General features: G+C 72.3%; 13 protein-coding genes and 1 pseudogene. 8 read left to right on the forward strand and 6 right to left on the reverse strand.

Features of this window, described 5'->3' with window-relative positions; translation table 11 throughout:
- The first annotated feature begins 99 nt into the window (after positions 1-99).
- On the forward strand, positions 100-2,943 hold the full coding sequence (locus QUY26_RS01715) for a hypothetical protein (protein WP_289943309.1): 2,844 nt from the start codon (positions 100-102) through the stop codon (positions 2,941-2,943).
- Between the two features lie 357 nt (positions 2,944-3,300).
- The gene (locus QUY26_RS01720; protein ID WP_289943310.1) at positions 3,301-5,871 is read left to right on the forward strand and encodes a PQQ-dependent sugar dehydrogenase; all 2,571 of its coding nucleotides are present in this window, start codon (positions 3,301-3,303) and stop codon (positions 5,869-5,871) included.
- 94 nt (positions 5,872-5,965) lie between these two features.
- On the opposite strand, the gene QUY26_RS41080 is transcribed toward QUY26_RS01720, so the two are convergent.
- The gene (locus QUY26_RS41080; protein WP_436840246.1) at positions 5,966-6,115 is read right to left on the reverse strand and encodes a hypothetical protein; all 150 of its coding nucleotides are present in this window, start codon (positions 6,113-6,115) and stop codon (positions 5,966-5,968) included.
- A 282-nt stretch (positions 6,116-6,397) separates the two neighbouring features.
- Between QUY26_RS41080 and QUY26_RS01730 the strand changes: the two are divergent.
- Positions 6,398-6,649: pseudogene (locus QUY26_RS01730) on the forward strand (DNA-binding response regulator); the annotation flags it as partial.
- A 63-nt stretch (positions 6,650-6,712) separates the two neighbouring features.
- On the opposite strand, the gene QUY26_RS01735 reads toward QUY26_RS01730, so the two are convergent.
- Positions 6,713-8,224: an LVIVD repeat-containing protein gene (locus tag QUY26_RS01735; protein WP_289943311.1), complete on the reverse strand. Its 1,512-nt coding sequence runs from the start codon at positions 8,222-8,224 to the stop codon at positions 6,713-6,715.
- Positions 8,225-8,399: 175 nt separating this feature from the next.
- Between QUY26_RS01735 and QUY26_RS01740 the strand changes: the two genes are divergently transcribed.
- The 3 genes from QUY26_RS01740 (at position 8,400) to QUY26_RS01750 (ending at position 11,593) form a co-directional block, all read left to right on the forward strand.
- Complete coding sequence (locus QUY26_RS01740; protein WP_436840247.1) at positions 8,400-9,143, forward strand: DUF305 domain-containing protein; 744 nt, start codon at positions 8,400-8,402, stop codon at positions 9,141-9,143.
- Between the two features lie 348 nt (positions 9,144-9,491).
- The gene (locus tag QUY26_RS01745) at positions 9,492-10,721 is read left to right on the forward strand and encodes a hypothetical protein (protein ID WP_436840475.1); all 1,230 of its coding nucleotides are present in this window, start codon (positions 9,492-9,494) and stop codon (positions 10,719-10,721) included.
- A gap of 68 nt (positions 10,722-10,789) precedes the next feature.
- Positions 10,790-11,593 (forward strand): peptidase S1, encoded by an 804-nt coding sequence (locus QUY26_RS01750; RefSeq protein ID WP_289943313.1) that lies wholly within the window; start codon positions 10,790-10,792, stop codon positions 11,591-11,593.
- Between the two features lie 291 nt (positions 11,594-11,884).
- Here the strand turns inward: QUY26_RS01750 and QUY26_RS01755 are convergent, their stop codons facing one another.
- Complete coding sequence (locus QUY26_RS01755) at positions 11,885-12,127, reverse strand: hypothetical protein (protein WP_289943314.1); 243 nt, start codon at positions 12,125-12,127, stop codon at positions 11,885-11,887.
- A gap of 175 nt (positions 12,128-12,302) precedes the next feature.
- Entirely contained in the window at positions 12,303-13,109 is an 807-nt protein-coding gene (locus QUY26_RS01760; protein WP_289943315.1) for a DUF6214 family protein, read from the reverse strand.
- 536 nt (positions 13,110-13,645) lie between these two features.
- Between QUY26_RS01760 and QUY26_RS01765 the strand changes: the two genes are divergently transcribed.
- Positions 13,646-15,025 (forward strand): FAD-dependent oxidoreductase, encoded by a 1,380-nt coding sequence (locus tag QUY26_RS01765; protein WP_289943316.1) that lies wholly within the window; start codon positions 13,646-13,648, stop codon positions 15,023-15,025.
- Between the two features lie 51 nt (positions 15,026-15,076).
- Here QUY26_RS01765 and QUY26_RS01770 read toward each other — a convergent pair whose 3' ends face one another.
- Positions 15,077-15,430, reverse strand: coding sequence for an ArsR/SmtB family transcription factor (locus QUY26_RS01770; RefSeq protein WP_289943317.1), 354 nt, complete (start codon positions 15,428-15,430; stop codon positions 15,077-15,079).
- Positions 15,431-15,626: 196 nt separating this feature from the next.
- Between QUY26_RS01770 and QUY26_RS01775 the strand changes: the two genes are divergently transcribed.
- Positions 15,627-16,709 carry an NADH:flavin oxidoreductase/NADH oxidase gene (locus QUY26_RS01775; protein WP_289943318.1) on the forward strand — a complete coding sequence of 361 codons (1,083 nt, stop codon included), beginning with the start codon at positions 15,627-15,629 and terminating at the stop codon, positions 16,707-16,709.
- Between the two features lie 105 nt (positions 16,710-16,814).
- On the opposite strand, the gene QUY26_RS01780 is transcribed toward QUY26_RS01775, so the two are convergent.
- The gene (locus QUY26_RS01780) at positions 16,815-20,033 is read right to left on the reverse strand and encodes an amidohydrolase family protein (protein WP_289943319.1); all 3,219 of its coding nucleotides are present in this window, start codon (positions 20,031-20,033) and stop codon (positions 16,815-16,817) included.
- Positions 20,034-20,123: the final 90 nt, after the last annotated feature.

Below are 20,123 nucleotides of genomic sequence, written 5' to 3' on the forward strand. Positions count from 1 at the left end.
TCTCCACCCAGAGGTGGAGGCGATCTGGACCCCGGGGCCGGGGGCGGTTCCCTGCTCGGGCAGGACGCCGACGCGCCCGCGCCGCGGTGGGCTTGACACATGAGCATCGACCGACGCACAGCAGTCGCCGGAGGTCTCGCCGCGGGGTTCGCCCTGACGGCGTCGGCCACGGTGGCGAGGACGACGGCGCCCGGCCGTGACCGGGACGCCCCCGCGATCACCGTGCGGGGCGAGTCCCCGACCCGCTCCAGCATCCCCACGGCCCGGGACCCGAGGGCGTCGGGCGGCGCGCTCCTCGCCCTGGCCACGGCCGAGCCCCCGCCACCGCCGCGCGGTTGGTACGCCACGTACACGGTGCGCGTCCCGACCGCCGGGCCGTACCGGATCGAGGCCGTCGCGACGGTCCCGGTGGAGCAGCCGCACATCGAGGAGACCGGCTCGTACGTCCGGCTCGCCGTGAACGGCGGGGCGCCGTGGTCGGTGACGCGCTCGCAGCCGTACTGGTACGAGTCCCCGAAGGCGTGGGGCGATCTGTCGCGCCTCACTCTCGGCGACGTGGAGCTGCGGCGTGGCGTCAACACCCTCACGTTCACGGTCGACGGGCCCACGGTCCTCGACGACTACGACGGATACCGGTTCCTGCTCGACGAGTTCACGCTCACACCGGTTCCCCTCGCTCTGCGCTCCGTGCGGCTGCGCGGCCCGGCGGACAACCTCGGCCACTATCGCGGCGACGCCCCGGCGGAGCTGCGTTTCGGCCTGAACGGCGCGGCGCCGCGCGCGTCGACCCTCACGTACCGCGTCCTCGACTACTTCTCCCGGCAGGTGGCGTCCGGAACCCTCCCGATTCCGCCCGGCGCCCGGACGGCACACGCCGCCCTCCCCGTGCTGCCGCCCGGCCACTACCGTGCCGTCGCCGCGCTGACGACGGCCCCCCACGCCCCCGTCACCGGCCGCTTCGCGCACCTGCCCGCACGGCGCGCACCGCGCGGCCCGGCCAACCGCTTCGGCGTGAACGTGTTCACGCACGCCCTGGTCCCGCCTCCCCTGCTGCCCGCCCTGGCGACGGCGATGGAGTCGATGGGCGTACGCCATGTGCGCGACGGCAGCGCCTGGCCGGCCGCCCAGCGCGAGCCCGACGGGCCGTTCGACAGCAGCCTGCACGAGGCGGTCGTCGAGGCCTTCCGGAAGCACGGCCTGAAGGTCCTGGAGGTCGTCTCGCCGCCGCCGGGCTGGGCGTTGACACCGACGTCCGTGCCCCTGCCCGCCGACCTGCGGCACGCCTACCGCTACGGCGCGCACCTGGCGGGCCTGGGCAAGCGGGTCGTGGCCGATGCGCTCCAGCTGTCCAACGAGCCCGACGTGGACGCGACCGCGAGCACGGGCGACCAGCACGCCGCCTACGTGAAGGCGGCGGCACTCGGCATCGCCGATCAGCCGGACGCGCCGCCGGTGGTCCTTCCCGGCATCGCCGGGGAGGGCGTGTTCCAGGAACTGATGCTGCACAACGACGTGGTGCGGTACGCGGACGTGTGGAGCTTCCACGGCTATCCGCCGCTGGACGACACCGACCCGGACTTCCCCTCGTCGGCGGAGGACCAGACGGAGCTGCGGGAGCGGTTCGGGGCGGCGACACCGCAGTGGATGACGGAGTCGGGCGCGTTCCTGCCCGCCGAACCCGGCACGGACCCGGCGTACGCGACGCAGCGCACCCAGGCCCGCTACCTCGTCCTGTCGACGGTGGAGAGCCTGGCGGCGGGCACGGAGCGGCAGTTCTGGTTCTGCGGGCCGCCGTGCACCGACGAGGGCGTGTCGTTCGCGCTGCTCAGCCGCGACTTCCAGCCGCTGCCCGCCTTCAGCGCGTACGCGGCCCTGACGGGGCTGCTCGGCGAGGCCAACTACGTCGGCCTCCTGGAGGAGTTGCTGCCGGGCGCGGCCGGGTTCGTGTTCGGGGACGGGGCCGGGCGCACGGTGACCGTGGTGTGCGCGCCGAAGCCTCGGGACGTGGACGTGCCGGTGCCGGACGGTGCGACGCGCGTGTACGACATCATGGGCGCCGCGCGCGGCGCCCCGGCCCGGTCGGCTCGCGGCACGGTCCGCGTCGCCGCGTCCCGCGACCCCCTCTACCTGGTGACCGCCGCGCCCCCGCCCGGCCGCCCGAGGCCCCCGGCGGGCGACGACCGCATCCGGACCAGGCCGCTGTCCGCCGCCGAGCACATCGTCCTCAACCAGCGGTACGCGGCCGCGAACGCCGCGCCCGACAAGGCTGATGGGGACGCGGAGCCACCGCTGGGCTACCGGCTCGGCGCGTCCACGCGCATGACGGTCGACGTCTACAACTTCAACGCGGCCGCGCGGACCGTGACGGTGTCCGGGCGGGCCTTCGGCGGCTGGTCGGTGACGCCGCGTCAGGTGCGGGTGCGGGTGCCCGCCGGGGGGCGGGTCGGCGCGAGGTTCACGGTCACGGCGGGGCCGAGGGTGCGTCCTGGCGTGGATCTGCCGCTCGTGTTCGAGGGCGAGCTCGCGGAGCCGGGCGGGTTCCGGGCGGACCTCGGCGGCTCCCGGGCAGGTGGCGGGGGTGCGGCCGTGCCGCCGTCCGTCGCGCGCGTCCAGCGCCGCCGGGAGCGTCCGTTCCGGCCGCCGGGCAGACAGCCCGCCCTCGCCCCGGTGATCGACAAGGTCACGCCGAAGGACGGCGCCGACGTCACCGGCCCGTCCGTGCGGCTCACGGCGCGGATCACGGACGCGGTGTCGGGCGTCGACGTGGACCGGATCAGCGTGGAGGCGGCCGGCGAACGCATCGCGCACCGCTTCGATCCAGCCACCGGGCGACTGACGGCGACGGCGTGGCTCGGGGCGGGACGGCACACCCTCCTCGTCCGCGCGTTCAACAACGCGCATGCTCCGATGGCGCGATCGGTGACGGTCCGGGTACGGAGGTGAGACTCGACGTCGGTGCGTGCCGGGTATTCACCTACGTGAATGCCCGGCGCGGACCAGGCGGGATGGGTTGATGATTTAGCTTCTTTTCCGCGTTATTCACGATAAGCGCATTCAGTCACGTGAACTCCATGGGCGCGCACGCAGGTTCAGGCGCGGGGTCGCACGCCATGCGTTGACAGGTACACATCCGAGCTTTAGCGTGCTCCTCCACCTGACAGGAAAGTTTCCTAATGGTCCAGATGCGGCCAACTCCCCTTGGGCGACCACCACTTCCCCCCTCCCCCGCACCATCCGCACCCCCACCCCCTCCGTACCCCTCCACCCGCCTCCGCCCCCCCTTGCCCCCTGGAGGACACCGTGAGACGCCCCCTCCCCCGGCCGTCCAGGGCGTTCGGCGCCCTGGTCGCCGCGGCCACCACCGCCGCGCTCTGCGTGGCCCTGCCCACCGCCCACTCCGCCCCCCTCCCCCGCGCCGCGACGTACGAGGCCGAGACCGCCCAGGTCGTCAAGGGCAAGGTGGAGTCCAACCACGCCGGGCACACCGGCACCGGCTTCGTGAACTTCGACGTGGTGTCCGACGCGTACGTGGAGTTCACCGTCGAGGCGGAGCGCCCCGGCGCCACGAAGCTCGACTTCCGCTACGCCAACGGAACGTCCGCCGACCGGCCGCTCGACGTCACCGTCAACGGCACCCAGGCCGCCGACAACCTCTCCTTCCCCGGCACCGGCGCCTGGACCACCTGGAGGACCGCGAGCGTCACCACGACCCTCACCTCCGGCCCGAACAAGATCCGTGCCGCCACCTCGGGCGTGGACGGCCCCAACCTCGACAGCCTGACCGTCACCCCGCAGGGCCCGGCGGACACCGAGAAGCCGTCGGCCCCCAAGGACCTACGCAAGGACAAGGAGCCGACCACCACCTCCGTGTCCCTCGCCTGGACCGCGGCCACCGACAACGTGAAGGTCACCGGCTACGACGTGTACCAGCACGGCCAGCTGATGAAGCAGGTCGACGGCGACACCCTGGCCACCACGGTGACCGGCCTGACGCCCGAGACCAGTTACGACTGGACCGTCTTCGCGCGCGACGCCGCCTCGAACGTCTCCGACGCCAGCAACCCGGTCACCGTCGCGACGCTGCCCACACCGCCGGACGACGAGCCGCCGAGCGTCCCCACGGGGCTGCGCGCGACCGGCAAGACGGCGACGAGCGTCGATCTGGCCTGGACGCCGTCCACCGACAACGTGAAGGTCACGGGGTACGAGATCCACCGTGACGGCGCCGCCGCCGGCACCTCTGAGACCGCGTCCACGACCGTCGCGGGCCTGACGGCGGGCACCGCGTACACGTTCAAGGTGCGGGCCGTCGACGCCAAGGGCAACAAGTCGGCGTTCGGGCCCGGGATCAGCGTCACCACCGCGGGCTCCCAGCCCGGCGGCACCCCCGACCCCGGCACCGTGAAGACCCTCGCAAGCGGCGTGGACGTGGCCTGGGGCGTGGCGTTCCTGCCGGACGGCTCCGGGATCTTCACCGAGCGGAACACCTTCACCGTGCACCGGCTGACCAAGTCCGGCCAGAAGACGCTGCTGGGCAAGGTGCCCAACTCCCAGACCACGGGCGGCGAGGGCGGCCTGATGGGCGTGGAGGTCTCGCCGACCTTCGCCACCGACCACTACGTGTACTTCCTGCACACCTCGTCCGAGGGCAACCGCATCGCCCGGATGACACTGGAGAACAACACGCTCAGCGGCTACAAGGTGCTGCTCGACGGCATGACCAAGAGCCGCTTCCACAACGGCGGAAGGCTGCGGTTCGGACCCGACGGCAAGCTGTACGCGGGGATGGGCGATGCCCAGAACGACTCCCGGGCGCAGGACAAGAACTCCCTCAACGGCAAGATCCTGCGCATCAACCCCGACGGTTCGATCCCGTCCGACAACCCCTTCGGCAACGCCGTGTGGTCCCTCGGCCACCGCAACCCGCAGGGACTCGACTTCGACTCCAAGGGCCGCCTGTGGCAGGCCGAGTTCGGCGACAGCATCATGGACGAGGTCAATCTGATCCAGCGGGGCGGCAACTACGGCTGGCCCAACTGCCAGGGCACCAGCGGCAGTTGCTCCGGCTACGTCGCGCCGAAGAAGACCTGGCCGACGGCGTCCGCATCGCCCAGCGGCATCACGATCGTCAACGATCACGTCTTCGTGGCCACGACCAAGGGTGAGCGGGTCTACCGGCTGCGCATCGACTCCGGATCCAACCTGGTGGAACAGAAGACGTACTTCCAGGGGACGTACGACCGGCTGCGCACCGTCGAGGTCGACCCGGACGGCGACATCTGGCTGACCACGTCCACGGACAAGGACGGCACGGCGGGCAACGACCGGATCCTGCTCATCGACGTCGTCTACTCCGGCGGCCCCGACCCTCAGCCCGGCGACTTCAAGCTGTCCAGCGGCTCCTTCGCCGACAACGCCACCATCCCCGACAAGTACACCTGCGCCGGGGACGGCACCGCGGGCCAGGACATCTCGCCCCCGCTGGCCTGGAGCGCGGGCGCCACCCGGGCGAAGGCCTACGCCGTGCTCTTCGCCGACGTCGCAGGCAACGGCAACAAGCTCCACTGGGCCCTGTGGGACATCCCCGCCGCCCGCTCCGGGGTCCCCGAGAAACTGGGCCCGGGCTTCGACGTCCCCGGCCTGGACGGCGCGAAGCAGAAGGCCATGGGCAGCGGCGCCAACTCCCGTCAGTACTTCGGCCCGTGCCCGGGCGGCTCCTCGCACCCGTACACGTTCACGCTCCACGCCCTGAACACCGCGAAGGTGCCGGGACTCACCTCCGCCTCCTCGATGTCCCAGATCGAGACGGCCGTCAAGAACGCGAGCACGGCGTCCGTGAAACTGCGCGGAAAGTCGGCCGCGGGAACGTGATGCCGCGCGGTGCGTGGCCGACGCGGCGGGGGCGGACCGATGAGGTCCGCCCCCGCTGCGGGTCGCTACTCCTGCCCGGTCCCGCTCCGGCAGGTCAGGTCCTTCGCGGGGAGCCTGCCGTGGTCAGGCAGACCGACGCGGCCTTGTCCGCGCAGGGATCGCCGTCGGGTGCGCAGAGGACGCCGTGTCCCTCCCCGTCGGCGACGGTGGCCCCCAGGTAGGAGATCTTCTTCTCGCCCGGCACGGCGGATGACGTCCATGTCGCGCGCGGCGTTGCGGGTGGTGAGATGCGGCAGCTTGGCACCGGCCCTGGCACGGCACTTCGCGGCGACCCCGCGTACCCGGTCCCTGTCCTTCGCGAAGGTCTCGGGCCTGTACGGGGTGTCCTTCTGTTCGTCCGCGCCGAGACCGCAGCTGACCGGGGTGCTGTGCCCGACGCCCCCGCGGGTCGAAGCCGACGAGGTCGTAGCGCCGCTTCCCTTCCGCGGGGAACTTCATGACCGGGCCGGTGGGCAGACGCAGTCCCGACCCGCCGAAGGTCGTGGTGATCACCACCTTCGAGAACGACGACCACGTCACCGCCGCGCTCAGCGCCGGGGCCAGCGGCTTCGTGCTCAAGCGGCTTCCCGTCCCCAAGATCGCGGAGGCGGTGCGGGTGGTCGCGGCGGGCGAGGCGATCCTCTTCCCCGCGTCCCTGCGCCAGATGGTCACCGCCCGCCCACGGGGCTCCGCCCAGGCGCTGCCGCAGGAGGCGCTGACGGGCCGGGAGGAGGAGGTGCGCACGGCAGTGGGGCCGTCCGGCTCGTGCCGGACGGCCCCGCCCGCACGCGTCCCGTGCGGGTCAGTCGTGCCAGCCGAAGTAGTCCGGCTGCGTCTGCACGTTCAGCTCACGCATCCGGACCCGCTCGGCGGGCTTGGTGCGCTTGTCGTTGAGCTTCAGGACGTCGAAGCCCTTGACCATGTCGTTCGAGTAGATGTGGCCGTTGTAGTAGTACGCCGACCAGGAGCCGCCGCCGACGAGTTGATCGGCGGAGATGGGGCCGCGCTCGAAGTAGGCGATCTCCTTGGGCTTGGTCGAGTCGGTGAAGTCCCAGACGGAAACGCCGCCCTGGTACCAGGCCTGGACCATGAGGTCCTTGCCCTTGACGGGGATCAGCGAACCGTTGTGGGCCACGCAGTTCTCGGTGTCCGCCTGGTGGCGCGGGATCTTGAAGTAGCTCTTGAAGACCAGCTTGCGCTTGTCGCCCCAGCCCTTGATCTCGTAGATGCCGTCGGCGCCGCGGTTCGGCCCTATCTCGGCGTTGCAGGTGGCGCCGCCGCCACCGCCGAGCTCGTCGGTGAACACGACCTTGTCGGCCCGCTGATTGAAGGTCGCCGAGTGCCAGAAAGCGAAGTTCACGTTGTCCTGAACGCGGTCGATGACCTTCGGGCGTTCGGGATCCTTGATGGAGAACAGGATGCCGTCACCCATGCAGGCGCCCGCCGCCAGGTCCTTGGAGGGCAGGACCGTGATGTCGTGGCAGCCGGTGGTCTTGGAGACGCCCGGGTTGGTGGGCCCGCCCGGGTTGCCGCCGCCGTCCGGACCCTCGCCCGGGAACAGCACGGGGAAGCCGACGACCGCGGCCTTGTGCGGGGCCTTGCGCGGCACCTTGATGACGGAGATGCCGTCGTGCGGCGGCTGGCAGTCCGGGAACGACGCGCTCGGCGCGTACGAGGAGACGTACACGTAGACGTTGCGGCGCTCGGGGACCAGCGTGTGGGTGTGCGAGCCGCAGGCGGTCTCGACGGCGGCGACGTAGCGCGGGTTCCTCTTGTCGCTGATGTCGAAGACCTTCATGCCCTCCCAGGACGACTTCTCCGTGGCGGGCTGCGTCGTGCTGGAGCAGGAGCTGTCGCTGCGCGAGGAGTCCGTTGACAGGAACAGCAGGTCGCCGGAGACCGACACGTCGTTCTGCGATCCGGGACAGAGGACCTGCGCGACCGTCTTCGGCTTCTTCGGATTGCTGATGTCGAAGATGCGGAAGCCGTCGTAGTTGCCCGCGAAGGCGTACTTTCCCTGGAAGGCGAGGTCCGAGTTCGTCCCGGGCAGCGCGTCCTTGGGGATGTTCGCCAGGTGCTCGATGTTGTCGGAGTGGACGATCTCGTCCGGCGCCGGGATCTTGCCGTCGGATATCGCCTTCCTGGTGTCCTCGGCGTCGCTCTTCGACACCTTCTTGGGGGCCTTGGGGGTGTCACCCGGGTCCGGGGTCGCCCCGGCGGGCGCCGCGGTCAGCAGCGCGGCCAGCAGCCCGGCCGCGGCCGCGACAACTCCCAGGCGTCTGCGGCGCGTTCTGGGTTCGTTCAACAGGGTCACTGCGTCCTCCCTTGTGCCCGTTCGGGGGCGAACGGTTCACGGACACCCGCAGTATCGTGCTCCTCATGTACAAATCAACAGATGGCAACGCAGTCGTAATGAACATTTCTGATCACTGACGCTCATCGGCGTGCTAGGACGTACCCAACCGCCCCGCGCGCCACAGGAGGTCGCCGTGCCCCACCGCCGTACGTCCGCCGCCCGTACGCCCGCCGCGACCGCAACGCCGTCCAGGCGCGCCTGGGCCGCGACCGGACTGCTCACGGCAGCCGTCCTCGCGCTCGGGGCCTGCGACTCCGGCTCGGAATCGGACTCGGGCTCCGGGAGCAAGGCCACGTCGCCTTCCTCGACCGGCCCTTCGGTCATCGCGCCCGGCAAGCCGGGTGAGACCGCGGCGACGCTCTCCGCCGAGGACGCCGCGAAGAAGAGAACCGACGACGACAGCCCGAACTCCGCCGACTTCGAGTACGTCGAGAAGATGATCCCGCACCACAGCCAGGCCCTGGAGATGACCGAACTCGTCCCGAAGCGGGCGAAGTCCACCAAGGTGAAGCGTCTCGCCGACCGCATCACCGCCGCCCAGAAGCCGGAGATCGGCGCGATGGAGCGGTGGTTGAAGGTCCACGCGAAGAAGGGGAAGAGGGGGGCGAAGTCGCCGAAGCCGGGACACGGCGATCACGGCGATCACGCGGGCATGCCGGGGATGGCGACGCCCGCCCAGCTCAAGCAGTTGCGCGCGGCCAAGGGCGAGGCCTTCGACCAGCTGTTCCTGAAGCTGATGATCACCCACCACACCGGCGCGGTGACGATGGCCACCGACGCGCTCTCCCAGGGCAACAACCTGCTCGTCGAGGAGATGGCCAACGACGTCGTGGCCCAGCAGACGAGTGAGATCAATCGGATGCGCGGGATGGGATGAGGGGCGCGCCGGGGCGAGTTGACGGGCCGGCAGGCGGCGTCGGAGCGCTGGCCGGCCGAGGGACCGGTCGGCTCCGGGATCGGTCGACCGAGGGTCCGAGCGGGCCTTCGGGGGAACCTTGCAGCTGCAGAAGGCCCGCTCTCCGCCCTCTTCAGCGGTGATCGACCCGGCCGGGCAGTGGAATGCGCCAGGGGTGGAATAGGCCCCTCCATGATCGTTTTTGACCAGTTCCGGCCTCACAGCACCACCTTCGTGACCGCTACATTCCCCCTGACCCACGCACGCCCAGGGAGGAAAGGGACAACGATGCGCTCCATAAGACCCGTCAGCCGCATGGGCAGATCACTCATGGCGGTGACCGCCACAGCGGTCGCCGCCATGGGCCTTGCCGCCTCACCGGCTGCTGCGGCACCCACCGACACGACGGCGCCCCGGCCCGGCGGCACCTGTACGGCGGCCGACCTCGGCACACGCCACCCGTACATCAAGTCCACCGAAGTGTCCCCGACGATCACCCACTTCAAGGGCTGGTACGTCACCGAGGGCACCACCGGCAACCACACCGTCACCACCAGCACCCAGACGACCATCACGGTCTCCGTCGGGCTCAACAACAATATCGAGGCCGGTTTCGCCTCCGAGACCCTCGGCAAGGCCGGAGCGAGCGTGGGCCTGAACGTAAAGCTTGAGTCCTCCTCCACCAGCAGCGAATCGAATTCGGTCGCGTGGAACTTCAACCAGCCCGGCTACTACGGCGTCTACAAGGGCACCAAGAAGGTCACCGGCACGTACGGAAGCCTCAACTGCAACCGCGTCCAACAGGACGACAACAGCTGGGCGTTGGAGTGGATCGAGGGGCCCGGCAACGGCAGCTTCACCACCTACACCACCCTTGAGGAAGGCGCGGTGCGCTGCCAGGACCAGGTGCCCGCAGGCAGCATCATGGCCAAGGCGCAAACCCTCCTCGACTGCGGCTCGGCCGCCGCGAAGGTCACCCGCCCGGCGGGTGCGGTGGCGCCGACGGAGAAGCAGAAGCAGGACCGCGACGCGCAGCGCCCGGCTCCCACCGCCGGCACGTCCGCCGAACAACCCACCAAGACCACCGCCACCGGGCGTAACGCGCGCGCTCTCACCTGCAAGCCCGGCGCCTACAAGATCGCCGTACCCGGCAAGCCCCTGTCCTGGGGCGCACCGGTCCTCGCGGCCGACGGTGTCCGCCTGCGGCCCTCGACCATCTTCTCCGCCCACCTGGACCACTGGTTCCTGTGCAACGTGACGGAGAACAACGGAGTCCTCGAGGCGTCCCTGAAGAACTGGGGCAACGGCGGGTGCGCGACCATCCCCGCGCAGAACGCGTCCACCGAACGGGCGGCCCTGCAGACGGCCCCCTGCAAGGAGGACGACCTCCAGCGGTTCACCATCTACCGCGACGTCCCCGGCAGCTCGAAGATCGGTGTACAGAACAAGTACACCGGCTCCATGATGGGCCACGACCGGTACGCGGACGGGGAGTTCATCCGCCAGTACTCCGGCGGCAGGCAGGACGGCACGGGTACGTACGACCTGACCGGAGTCTGACAACCCCCACATCATCGTCTGCTGTTCGCATGAGCGACGTCTTGATCTCTCCCGGAGAGTGAGTGAACATGCCCAACTTCATACGCAAGGCCGCTGTCCTGGCCGCGGCGATGGCGGCCTCGCTGCTCGTCTCCGTGGCCCCCGCCCAGGCCGACACCCCGGCCCCCGCGACACAGGCCGACACCCGCTACCCGATCGGCGGCGGCACGGGGATCTTCCAGCAGTTCGTGCAGACGCCGGCGGGAGCGAAGGTCAAGAGCTGTACGTTGACGGCGGTCGGCTATGACAAGGCCGGCGACCTCGTGGGCCTGACCAACGCGCACTGTTTCGTCGACGAAGCGGGCAACAAGGTGCACGGCGACAAGGTCTACCTCGACAGGTCTCCGCACGGCACCTTCTTCTCCCCCGCCCCGTTGCCCAGCAGCCTTGAGTTCCTCGAGGTCGGCGTGATCGGCGAGGTGACCTACATCAGCGAGGGCAACGGTTACTACACCGGCGGCGTGGCGGGCCCCGACTACGCCGTGATCAAGTTCGACCCGACCAAGGTGACCCCGACGAACACGGTCGACAGCCCGTCGGGCTCGGTGACCATCACCTCACTCGGCGCCCGCCCCGACGTCGGCACTCGCCTGTGCAAGATGGGCCACCGGACCGGAAAGACCTGTGGCAAGGTCGTCGGCCACGGCCCGGAGAGCATCGGCCGCTTCATCAGCGCCATCGCCACCAACGCTGGCGACTCCGGCGGGCCCGTCGTCAACGGAACCACCCTCGTCGGCAATCTCTGGGGCTTCCCCGGCCACACCTCGATCGAGTTCATCATCCGCGACATGAACGCCCGAGGCGGTGTGGGCGCAGGCTTCCACCTCGCCTGACCTTCCGCCATCGGCCCGGCGGCGCCCACCCCGCGGTGGGCGCCGCCCGCCGTTGGGAGCTCATCGGGCCCGACCAGGCCACCGCCCTGCTGGAGATCCGCCGGAGCTGCTGGAACTGCGTGGTGGCCGCAGGCCGACGCCGTCGAAGTCCGCCAGCCGCAGACCGCCAGCCGCGGACCGGCATCCCACGGACACGGCATTCGGCGCTGCCGCTGCCGAGGACAGGGAAAAGCCCACCTCCAGCACGCCACGACGACGATCGCCGTCAACATCGAGCGTCTCAGCGGACGGTCACCGGCCGTGGAAACACCCAGGTCTTCGGGTGCTCTTGCCCGCCCCGCCGATGGCGCCCTCGTCCTGGCCGGGGTCGGGGTTGCAGGTCGGGCACGTGTTCCGCACGGCGGTGCCCCGCGTGCAGTTCCACGCCGGCTTGATGTGATCGCGGCCGCCGGCCTTCTCGTTGTCGAACACCCAGATCTGCTTGCCCTTGCTCGGAGCCGCGTACGTCCCGTGGTAGCGGCCCGGGAGGGTCATGAACGGGATGCTGGACCTCTTGTTCCACGCGCAGACGTTGCCCCTGGGGCAGTATCACGGCAGATATCACCCAGAGACGGGTGTGCTCGACGAAGAACTCCAGCTTGCTGATCGGGTGCCGGATTCGCTCGGCCGTCGCCCCGGTCCCTCCCGTACGACGACAGACCCGGCGTCCCTAGCGGCGGTGGTGTCGCGACACCAGGAGCCCCGCGTCCCGCGCCCCCGCGATGAGCCGCAGCGACTTGCGGCGGCTGCGCCCTGTCGCCCGCATCACGGCGAGCACCGGGTCCTCGCCGTCGTCCAGCGCCCCGCGGTAGGCCTCCGCCGCGACGTTCCGCACCGCGTTGCCGCGTCGCGCGGACGGGCGGCCCCGGCGCGCACCGGGCGGCTCCTGGGCGGAGCCGCCGCCCCGGCAGAGCGCGTCGGCGGTTCCGTGGCGGTCCACCAGGCCGCGGAAGGCGTCGTGGAGGGGGCCCTCGATCCGCGCGGCGAGCGCCATGAGGTCGTCGAGGGGAAGCGGGGGACAGGCGCGGACTTCCTCGATGGCGATCCGCCCGTCCGAGACGACCGCGAGGACGTCGGCGCCGCGGGGCGCGCCACGGCAGCAGCCGCCATCGGCGCTCTCGCCGCCGAATCCGCCGCGTTCGGCTCCACCACCCTCACCGGCACCGCCGCCGTCGCCGCCGAAGGCGAGGCGCACGTGGAAGAGCGAGGGCGGCACGCCGTCCCGGACCCCGGCGCCCTCCGCGCTCGGGCCCGGCTCGTCACCTGCCGCACCGCAGTCGCCGCCCCGACCCAGCGATGAGGCGAACTCCCCTCCCGCGCCCGCGGGTTGCCCGGCCCCCACTGCGACTGAGACCTCGACGCACCCTGCCGCATCCACACCGAGGTCCGCCCCCGCCCCGCTGTCGACGCCCGCGTCCCCGCCGAAGCCCGTCCCGGCCCCCGGCCACCCCTCGTCCAGGTCCCTGACCCATCCCACAGGCCAACTGGGGCCGTTCGCCACAGCCTCCGCCCGGCCCCCCGGGCCCTCCAGGTTCCCCGGGCCCCCCGGGCTCCCCGGGCTCCCCGCCGACGGGACGCCCCACGCCTCCCGCGGACTCGCCGCCGCGTCCGGCCACCACACCACCTCGACCGGCCCCTCCTCCCCCGACCACCCGGTCCCCGCCGGAGCGGCCGGCCCACTACCGGCCCCCATCTCCGCCAGCCCTTCGGACCCCACCCCCCGCAGCTCCCCCACCCCGCCACCCGATCGGAAATGATCATTTTCGTTGCGATATGAGCCTTTCTGCACAGTCGCACGGTAGCCGTACAGTCACATTCCGCCACGAACGGCGCGCGCGACGACGGCGGGCAGGGCCCCCTGACAGCGGCACCGGGCACGCGGGCGCCGCCACGCCCACCACTGCGCGTCGCGGCACATCTCCCCCTGGACGCACAGGGGTGCGATGCTGATTCCAGGCGGGCAGCAGCCGGCCGCAAGGCGTCCCGGGGACACCCCGCGGAAGGAGCGCCACCGTGCAGATCGCCGTCGTGGGATCGGGTCCGAGCGGGGTCTACACCGCGCAGAGCCTGGTGCAGCAGGACCGCGTGCCGGACGTGCGGGTCGACGTGCTCGACCGGCTGCCGTGCCCGTACGGCCTCGTGCGCTACGGCGTGGCACCGGACCACGAGAAGATCAAGTCCCTCCAGAACAACCTGCGTACGGTCCTGGAGCACGAGCGGGTGCGGTTCTTCGGAGGTGTCGAGATCGGCCCCCGGACCCTGCCCCCCGCGCGACTGCTCGACATGTACCACGCGGTGGTCTACTGCGTGGGCGCGGCCACGGACCGGCACCTGGGCATACCCGGCGAGGACCTGCCCGGCAGTTGCTCGGCCACGGAGTTCGTGTCCTGGTACAGCGCCCACCCTGATGTGGCGGTCAACGGCGCGGGGCCGCCCGACCGCTTCGTGCGCGGGGTGGAGTCGGCCGTGGTCATCGGCGTCGGGAACGTGGCGGTGGACGTGGCGCGGATGCTGGCGCGCGGCGCCGCCGAGCTCACGCCGACCGACATTCCGCAGGAGGCCCTCGGCGTCCTCGCCCAAAGCCCGGTGCGCGAGGTGCACATGGTGGGGCGGCGCGGGCCTTCGCAGGCGCGGTTCACCACGAAGGAACTGCGGGAGCTCGGCTCGCTGCCGGACACCGAAGTCGTCGTGGACCCGGCGGAGTTGGCGCTCGACCCGGCGTACGCGGACCCGTCGGGCCTGCCCGCCGCGAACCGGCGCAACGTCGAGGTGATGCGCGGCTGGGCGGCAGCGCCCCCTGAGCAGGCGCCCGCCCGGAGGATCCGGCTGCGCTTCTTCCTGCGGCCGGTCGCCGTGCTCGACGCGCAAGGACGGGTCGGCGGGGTGCGGTTCGAGCGGACGCTCCCGGACGGGCGCGGCGGGGTGACGGGCTCGGGGACGTACGAGGACATCGCGGGCCAGCTGGTGCTGCGGTCCGTCGGCTATCGCGGGGTGCCGCTGGACGGGCTGCCGTTCGACGAGGGGACCGGCACTGTGCCGCACGCGGCGGGGCGGGTCCTGCGCGACGGCACGGTCTCCCCCGGGGAGTACGTGGCGGGCTGGATCAAGCGCGGCCCCACGGGCGTCATCGGCACCAACCGCCCCTGCGCCAAGGAGACGGCGCTGTCGCTGCTCGACGACGCCCCGGCTCTCCTCGATCGAGCCGTGGCGAGCGATCCCGCGGCGGCGCTGCGTGCCGCCGGGGTCGATCCCGTCGAATGGCCGGGGTGGCAGGCGATCGAGCGGGCGGAGGCGGAGCTCGGGCGTTCCCTCGGGCGTGGTTCGGTGAAGATCCCGGACTGGCCGGGACTGCTCTCGGCGGCACGTGGCGGGCTTTCCGGCCGGGCGGGCTGAGCCCACGCCCGCTCCGGCGCGCAGGTCGCGCCGGGCCCGCGCCCCGGGACGTCAGGTGCCGAGCCGCTGCGCCTGCCGGGCCGCCGCGTCGAGAATGCTGTCCAGGAGTCCGGGGAACAGCGCGTCCAGGTCGTCCCTGCGCAGGCCGTTCAGCTTCGCCGTGCCCCGGTAGTTCTGCTGGATCACGCCCGCCTCGCGCAGCACCCGGAAGTGGTGCGTGGACGTGGACTTGGTGACGGGCAGGTCGAAGTGCGAGCACGTCAGGCCCGCCTCCGCGCCGGCGGCAAGCTCCCGCACGATGAGCATGCGCAGCGGATCGGACAGCGCGTGCAGCACGCCTTCGAGGCGGATCTCCTCGCGCGCCGGGTGAGCGAGCGCGCGGGCGCTCGGTGCGGCGGTCGTCATGGCGGCTCCACTCTCCCTGGGCGGCCGGGGGCGCCCCTGTGCGGTGCGGACGCCTCCAGTGTACGAGTTGTACGAGACTCATCGTAGTTTGACAGATGCCGTACTACGACGCCTATCGTACGAGAGGAGGCGCATCCCCGTGGCCCGGCCGCGAGCGCCCCCTTCCGTACCGCCGCCGTCACTACTGGAGGCCGCCGTGAGCGCGCTGTTCGAGCCCTGCACCCTGCGATCGCTGACCATCCCGAATCGCGTGTGGATGGCGCCGATGTGTCAGTACTCGGCGGTGGCGTCGGGCCCGGACATGGGCGTCCCGACCGACTGGCACTTCGCGCACTACGCGGCGCGCGCCACCGGCGGCACCGGCCTGATCCTGGTCGAGGCGACCGCCGTGAGCCCCGAGGGCCGCATCTCCCCGGCCGACCTCGGCATCTGGAACGACACGCAGGTCGAGGCGTTCCGCCGCATCACCGGCTTCCTCAAGGAGCACGGCACCGTCCCGGGCGTCCAGCTGGCGCACGCGGGCCGCAAGGCGTCCACCGACCGGCCGTGGCTCGGCGGCGCGCCGCTCGCGCCCGGTTCGGCGGAGGGCTGGCAGCCGGTGGGGCCGAGCCCGGTGGCGTACGACGAGCGGCACAGCGTACCGACGGAGTTGACCGTCGATCAGATCCATGACGTGGCGCGGCAGTTCGCGGACGCCGCGCGGCGCGCCCTGGCCGCCGGGTTCGAGGTCGCCGAAGTGCACGGCGCGCACGGCTATCTGATCGGCGAGTTCCTCTCGCCGCACTCCAACCGGCGCACCGACGCCTACGGCGGGGCGTTCGAGAACCGCGTGCGCTTCGCCCTGGAGGTCGTGGACGCCATCCGCGCCGTGTGGCCCGAGGACAAGCCGCTGTTCTTCCGCATCTCCGCGACCGACTGGCTCGAGGAGGGCGGCTGGACGGCGGACGACACGGTGCGCTTCGCCGCGCTTCTGAAGGAGCACGGCGTCGATCTGCTCGACGTCTCCACCGGCGGCAACGCCGCGGGCGTCAAGATCCCCGTCGCGCCCGGCTACCAGGTCCCGTTCGCCGCGCGGGTCCGCGCGGAGACGGGGCTTCCGGTCGCCGCCGTCGGCCTGATCACCGGTGTCGAGCAGGCCGAGAAGATCGTCGCCAACGGTGAGGCGGACGCCGTGCTGCTCGGCCGTGAGCTGCTGCGCAGCCCTTCGTGGGCGCGCCAGGCGGCGCGCGAGCTCGGCGCGGAGGTGCGGGTGCCGCAGCAGTACCTGCGGTCCGTCTGAGCCCTGCCTGCGAAGAACGACGCCCGGTGCGGGGTGGGTTGCACCGCGCACCGGGCGTCGTTCACGCCTCCGGACTCACGGCCCCCGGACCCACGGCCCCTGGGCTCACACCCCGGGATCGCAGCAGCCGTCCCGCCGCATGAGGCGTCCCACCTTCAGCCAGTCGGGGCCTTCGTGGGCGTGCCGGGTCTCCTTCGGGAAGGCGGACACCAGGGCGTCCGTCTCGTACGGGGTGCCGCCGCGCAGCACGGACACGGTCCGCACCAGCGACGTGAAGTCCGTGAAGGGGTCGCCGTCCACGACCGTGAGGTCGGCGACCTTCCCCTCCTCGACCGTCCCGAGGTCGTCCGCGACGCCGAAGAGCCGCGCGGGCAGCACCGTCACGGTGCGCAGCGCCTCGACCGGGGAGAGCCCGCCACGGTGCAGGGCGCGCAGGCCCAGGTGCAGGGACAGGCCGATCGGGACGAGGGGCTGGTCGGTGCCGAGGGCGACGAGGCCGCCTGCGGCGAGGATGCGCCGGTAGATGTCGGTCTCCTTGCGCAGCGTGGCCAGCTGGGCGGCCGTCGGCGGGGTGCCCGCGCCCCTGACGACCGCGGCCGCGTCCCACGGCGCCATCACGGCGGTGACCCGGGGGTCGTCGGCGAGGCCGGGATCGGCGCCGAGGAGCGGCACAGAGGTGAACGGCGTCGCGATCATCGCGAACCGCGCCCCCCGCGCGCTGTAGATCTCGGTCACGTCGTCGTAGGCACGCCCTGACGCCGTGATCGCGTGGCCGGACTCCCCGCGCTGGGTGGCCTGCAGATGGGTCGTCAGGTCCTGTCCCGACTGGATGCCGGGCGACAGGAAGTGGCTGCCCGAGCGCACGCCCAGGCGTTCGTGTGCGTAGCGCGCGGCCTCCTCCATCACCCAACCGGGCGCCCGTACATAGGTCTTGACGAAGTCCCAGTCGAGCTGCGCGGCCCGTTCCAGGGAGCGCCGCAGGCCCGCACGGGTGCGGTGGGCACGGCCCATGCTGTACGCGACGCGCCCGCCGTCGAGGAGTTCGCCGGTGGTCAGCAGGCGGGGCCCGGCGAGCTGCCCGGTGGCGACCGCCTCCCGGATGCGGGCCTGTTCGTGGGCGAAGCCGCCGAGCGAGACGGCCGTGGTGATGCCGTACGTGAGCTGGCCGACGGTCTGGCGGCCCCCGTAGGTGCTCTGCCACGGATGGGTGTGGGTGTCCCACAGGCCGGGCAGGACGGTGCGGTCCGAGGCGTCGACGCGCCGAAGGGTGCCCCCGCGGGAGGCGCGGTGCGGTTCGACGGCGGCGACGCGCCCGCCGCGTACGACGATGTCGACGTCCTCGCGGACCGTGTCGCCGGTGCCGTCCCACAGCCGTCCGGCGTGCACGACGGTGTCGGCGGGCGCGGGCCTGCGCTGGTCGAGGGGGACGCGCACGGTGCGGGCGTGGCCGCCGTCGACACCGATGAGGCGCAGCTCGGCGCCCGACAGGTACAGGAGCCTCTTCGAGTCGCCGGACCAGGTGGGGTGGTCGGCGGGTTCGGTGGTGAGGGTGCGCAGCTCTCCGTGCGGGCTGCCGTCGGGGGCCACGGGCAGCAGGCACAGCGCGGACTCCACGATCACCGCCATCCAGCGGCCGTCGGGCGACCAGACGGGCCCCGAGTCGTAGCGGTCGGCCACGGACGTGTGGGGCGCGACGGCGTGCAGGCGGGCGCTGCCGGTGGCGGCGTCGACGACGCGGATGAGGTTGTAGCCCTCGCGGAAGCGGAGGTTGAGGCGGTTGCGGTCGCAGAGGGCGACCAGGCGGCCGTCCGGCGACCAGCTCGGCCGTCCGGGGATACCGCCGCCGCCGAGCGGGTCGGCGAGGACGCGTTCGGCGCCCGTGTCCAGGTCGCGCACGACGAGCCTGCCGGTCATGTCGAGGCAGGCGAGCCGCTTGCCGTCGGGCGAGAGCGCGGGGTGCACGCGGCCGCCCGTCGCCAGCGCGGTCTCCTCGCCGGTGGTCAGGTCGCGCCGGTAGACGCCGAGGAGGCCGTCGCGGTCGTCGGCGTACACCAGGGAGCGCCCGTCCCGCGCCCAGGTCGGGCCGAGGAGGTAGCGCGTGGGCTCCGAACGCCGCAGCCGCTTCGGGGCCAGGCCGCCCTTCGCGTCCGCGAGCCACAGCGAGTTGAGGGCCGCGAAGGCGACCTTGCGGCCGTCCGGCGACAGCGCGGGCAGATGGACGCCCCGCACGGGCCGTACCCGCTCGTCCGCGAGTCCGAGGTCGTACTCCTTGACCCGGTAGCGCGGCCGGTCCACCCGCAGCACGCCGTCGAACGGGATCGCCTCCGCCGTGGCCGGCTCTTTCGGGCGTACGAGGGTGAAGCGGCCGTCGACGGTCAGGAGCAGTCGGCCGTCCTGGGTCCAGCGCGGCGGTACGGGCGCGATGTCGCCGGTGACGTCCACGCGCTTGCCGTCGACGACGAGCGCGCAGGACGCGGCGGGCGCAGGAGTGGTGCGCAGATAGGCGAGGCGGCGGCCGTCCGGACTCGGGGCGGGCGTCATGACCTGGGCGTTCTCGGTCTCGGTGTGCTCCACGACGACGGGGCCCTGCCCGTCGGCGGGGACGGCGGCGACGGTCCGTGCCTCCAGGGCCATGCCGGTGGCCGAGGTGACCCCCTTCGCCCGGACGAACAGGATCGGCTTCCCGTCCGGCGACCAGGCGGGGTCGAAGTCCTCCCAGGGGCCGTCCTGCAGCGGCCCGCCCTGCCCCGGCAGCCCGGTGACGCGGGACAGCTCGCCGTTGCGCAGATCGAGGACGTGGATGCGGTACGGGCTGCCCGCGACCGGGTCGCCGCCGCGCTCCGAGGCGAACGCGAGGCGGGTGCCGTCGGGCGACCACGCGGGACCCCGGTCGTCCCAGGGGCCGTCGGTGCGCTGCTCGACCTCCGAGCCGTCGGGCCGCATGGTCCAGATGTGGAAGCCGCCGCCCTGGAAGGCGCAGAACGCGATGAGGTCCCCGTCCGGCGCGTACACCGGCCGGTTGGGTTCCAGGCCGGGCGGGGTGAGCTGTTCCGCCTTGCCGCCGCCGCGCGGCTGGGACCACAGCACGTGCTGCACCTCGGCGACCAGCCGGTCCCCGGTGGGCGAGAGCGTCGCCGAGCCGTTGGTGGCCCGTCTGAACGACAGGGGCACACCGGCGGATTCGCGCGCCGCGGCGGGTCCGGCGCCCGCCACCCCGACGGCACCGGCGGCCCCGGCCACACCTGCGGCGACAAGCAGTTGACGGCGTGACAGTTGAGAGGAACGAGGAGGAGAAAGGGGGGTGTGGTTCCTGTCGCGATCCATGCGGGGAACACTCGCGCACCGCGCTGCGCTGAGCAACACCGCCTGCGCGGGGGGGTCACCGGTGTCACCGCAGTGGCGGGCACGGAGCCC

Source organism: Streptomyces flavofungini (assembly GCF_030388665.1).
GTDB classification, from domain to species: Bacteria; Actinomycetota; Actinomycetes; order Streptomycetales; family Streptomycetaceae; genus Streptomyces; species Streptomyces flavofungini_A.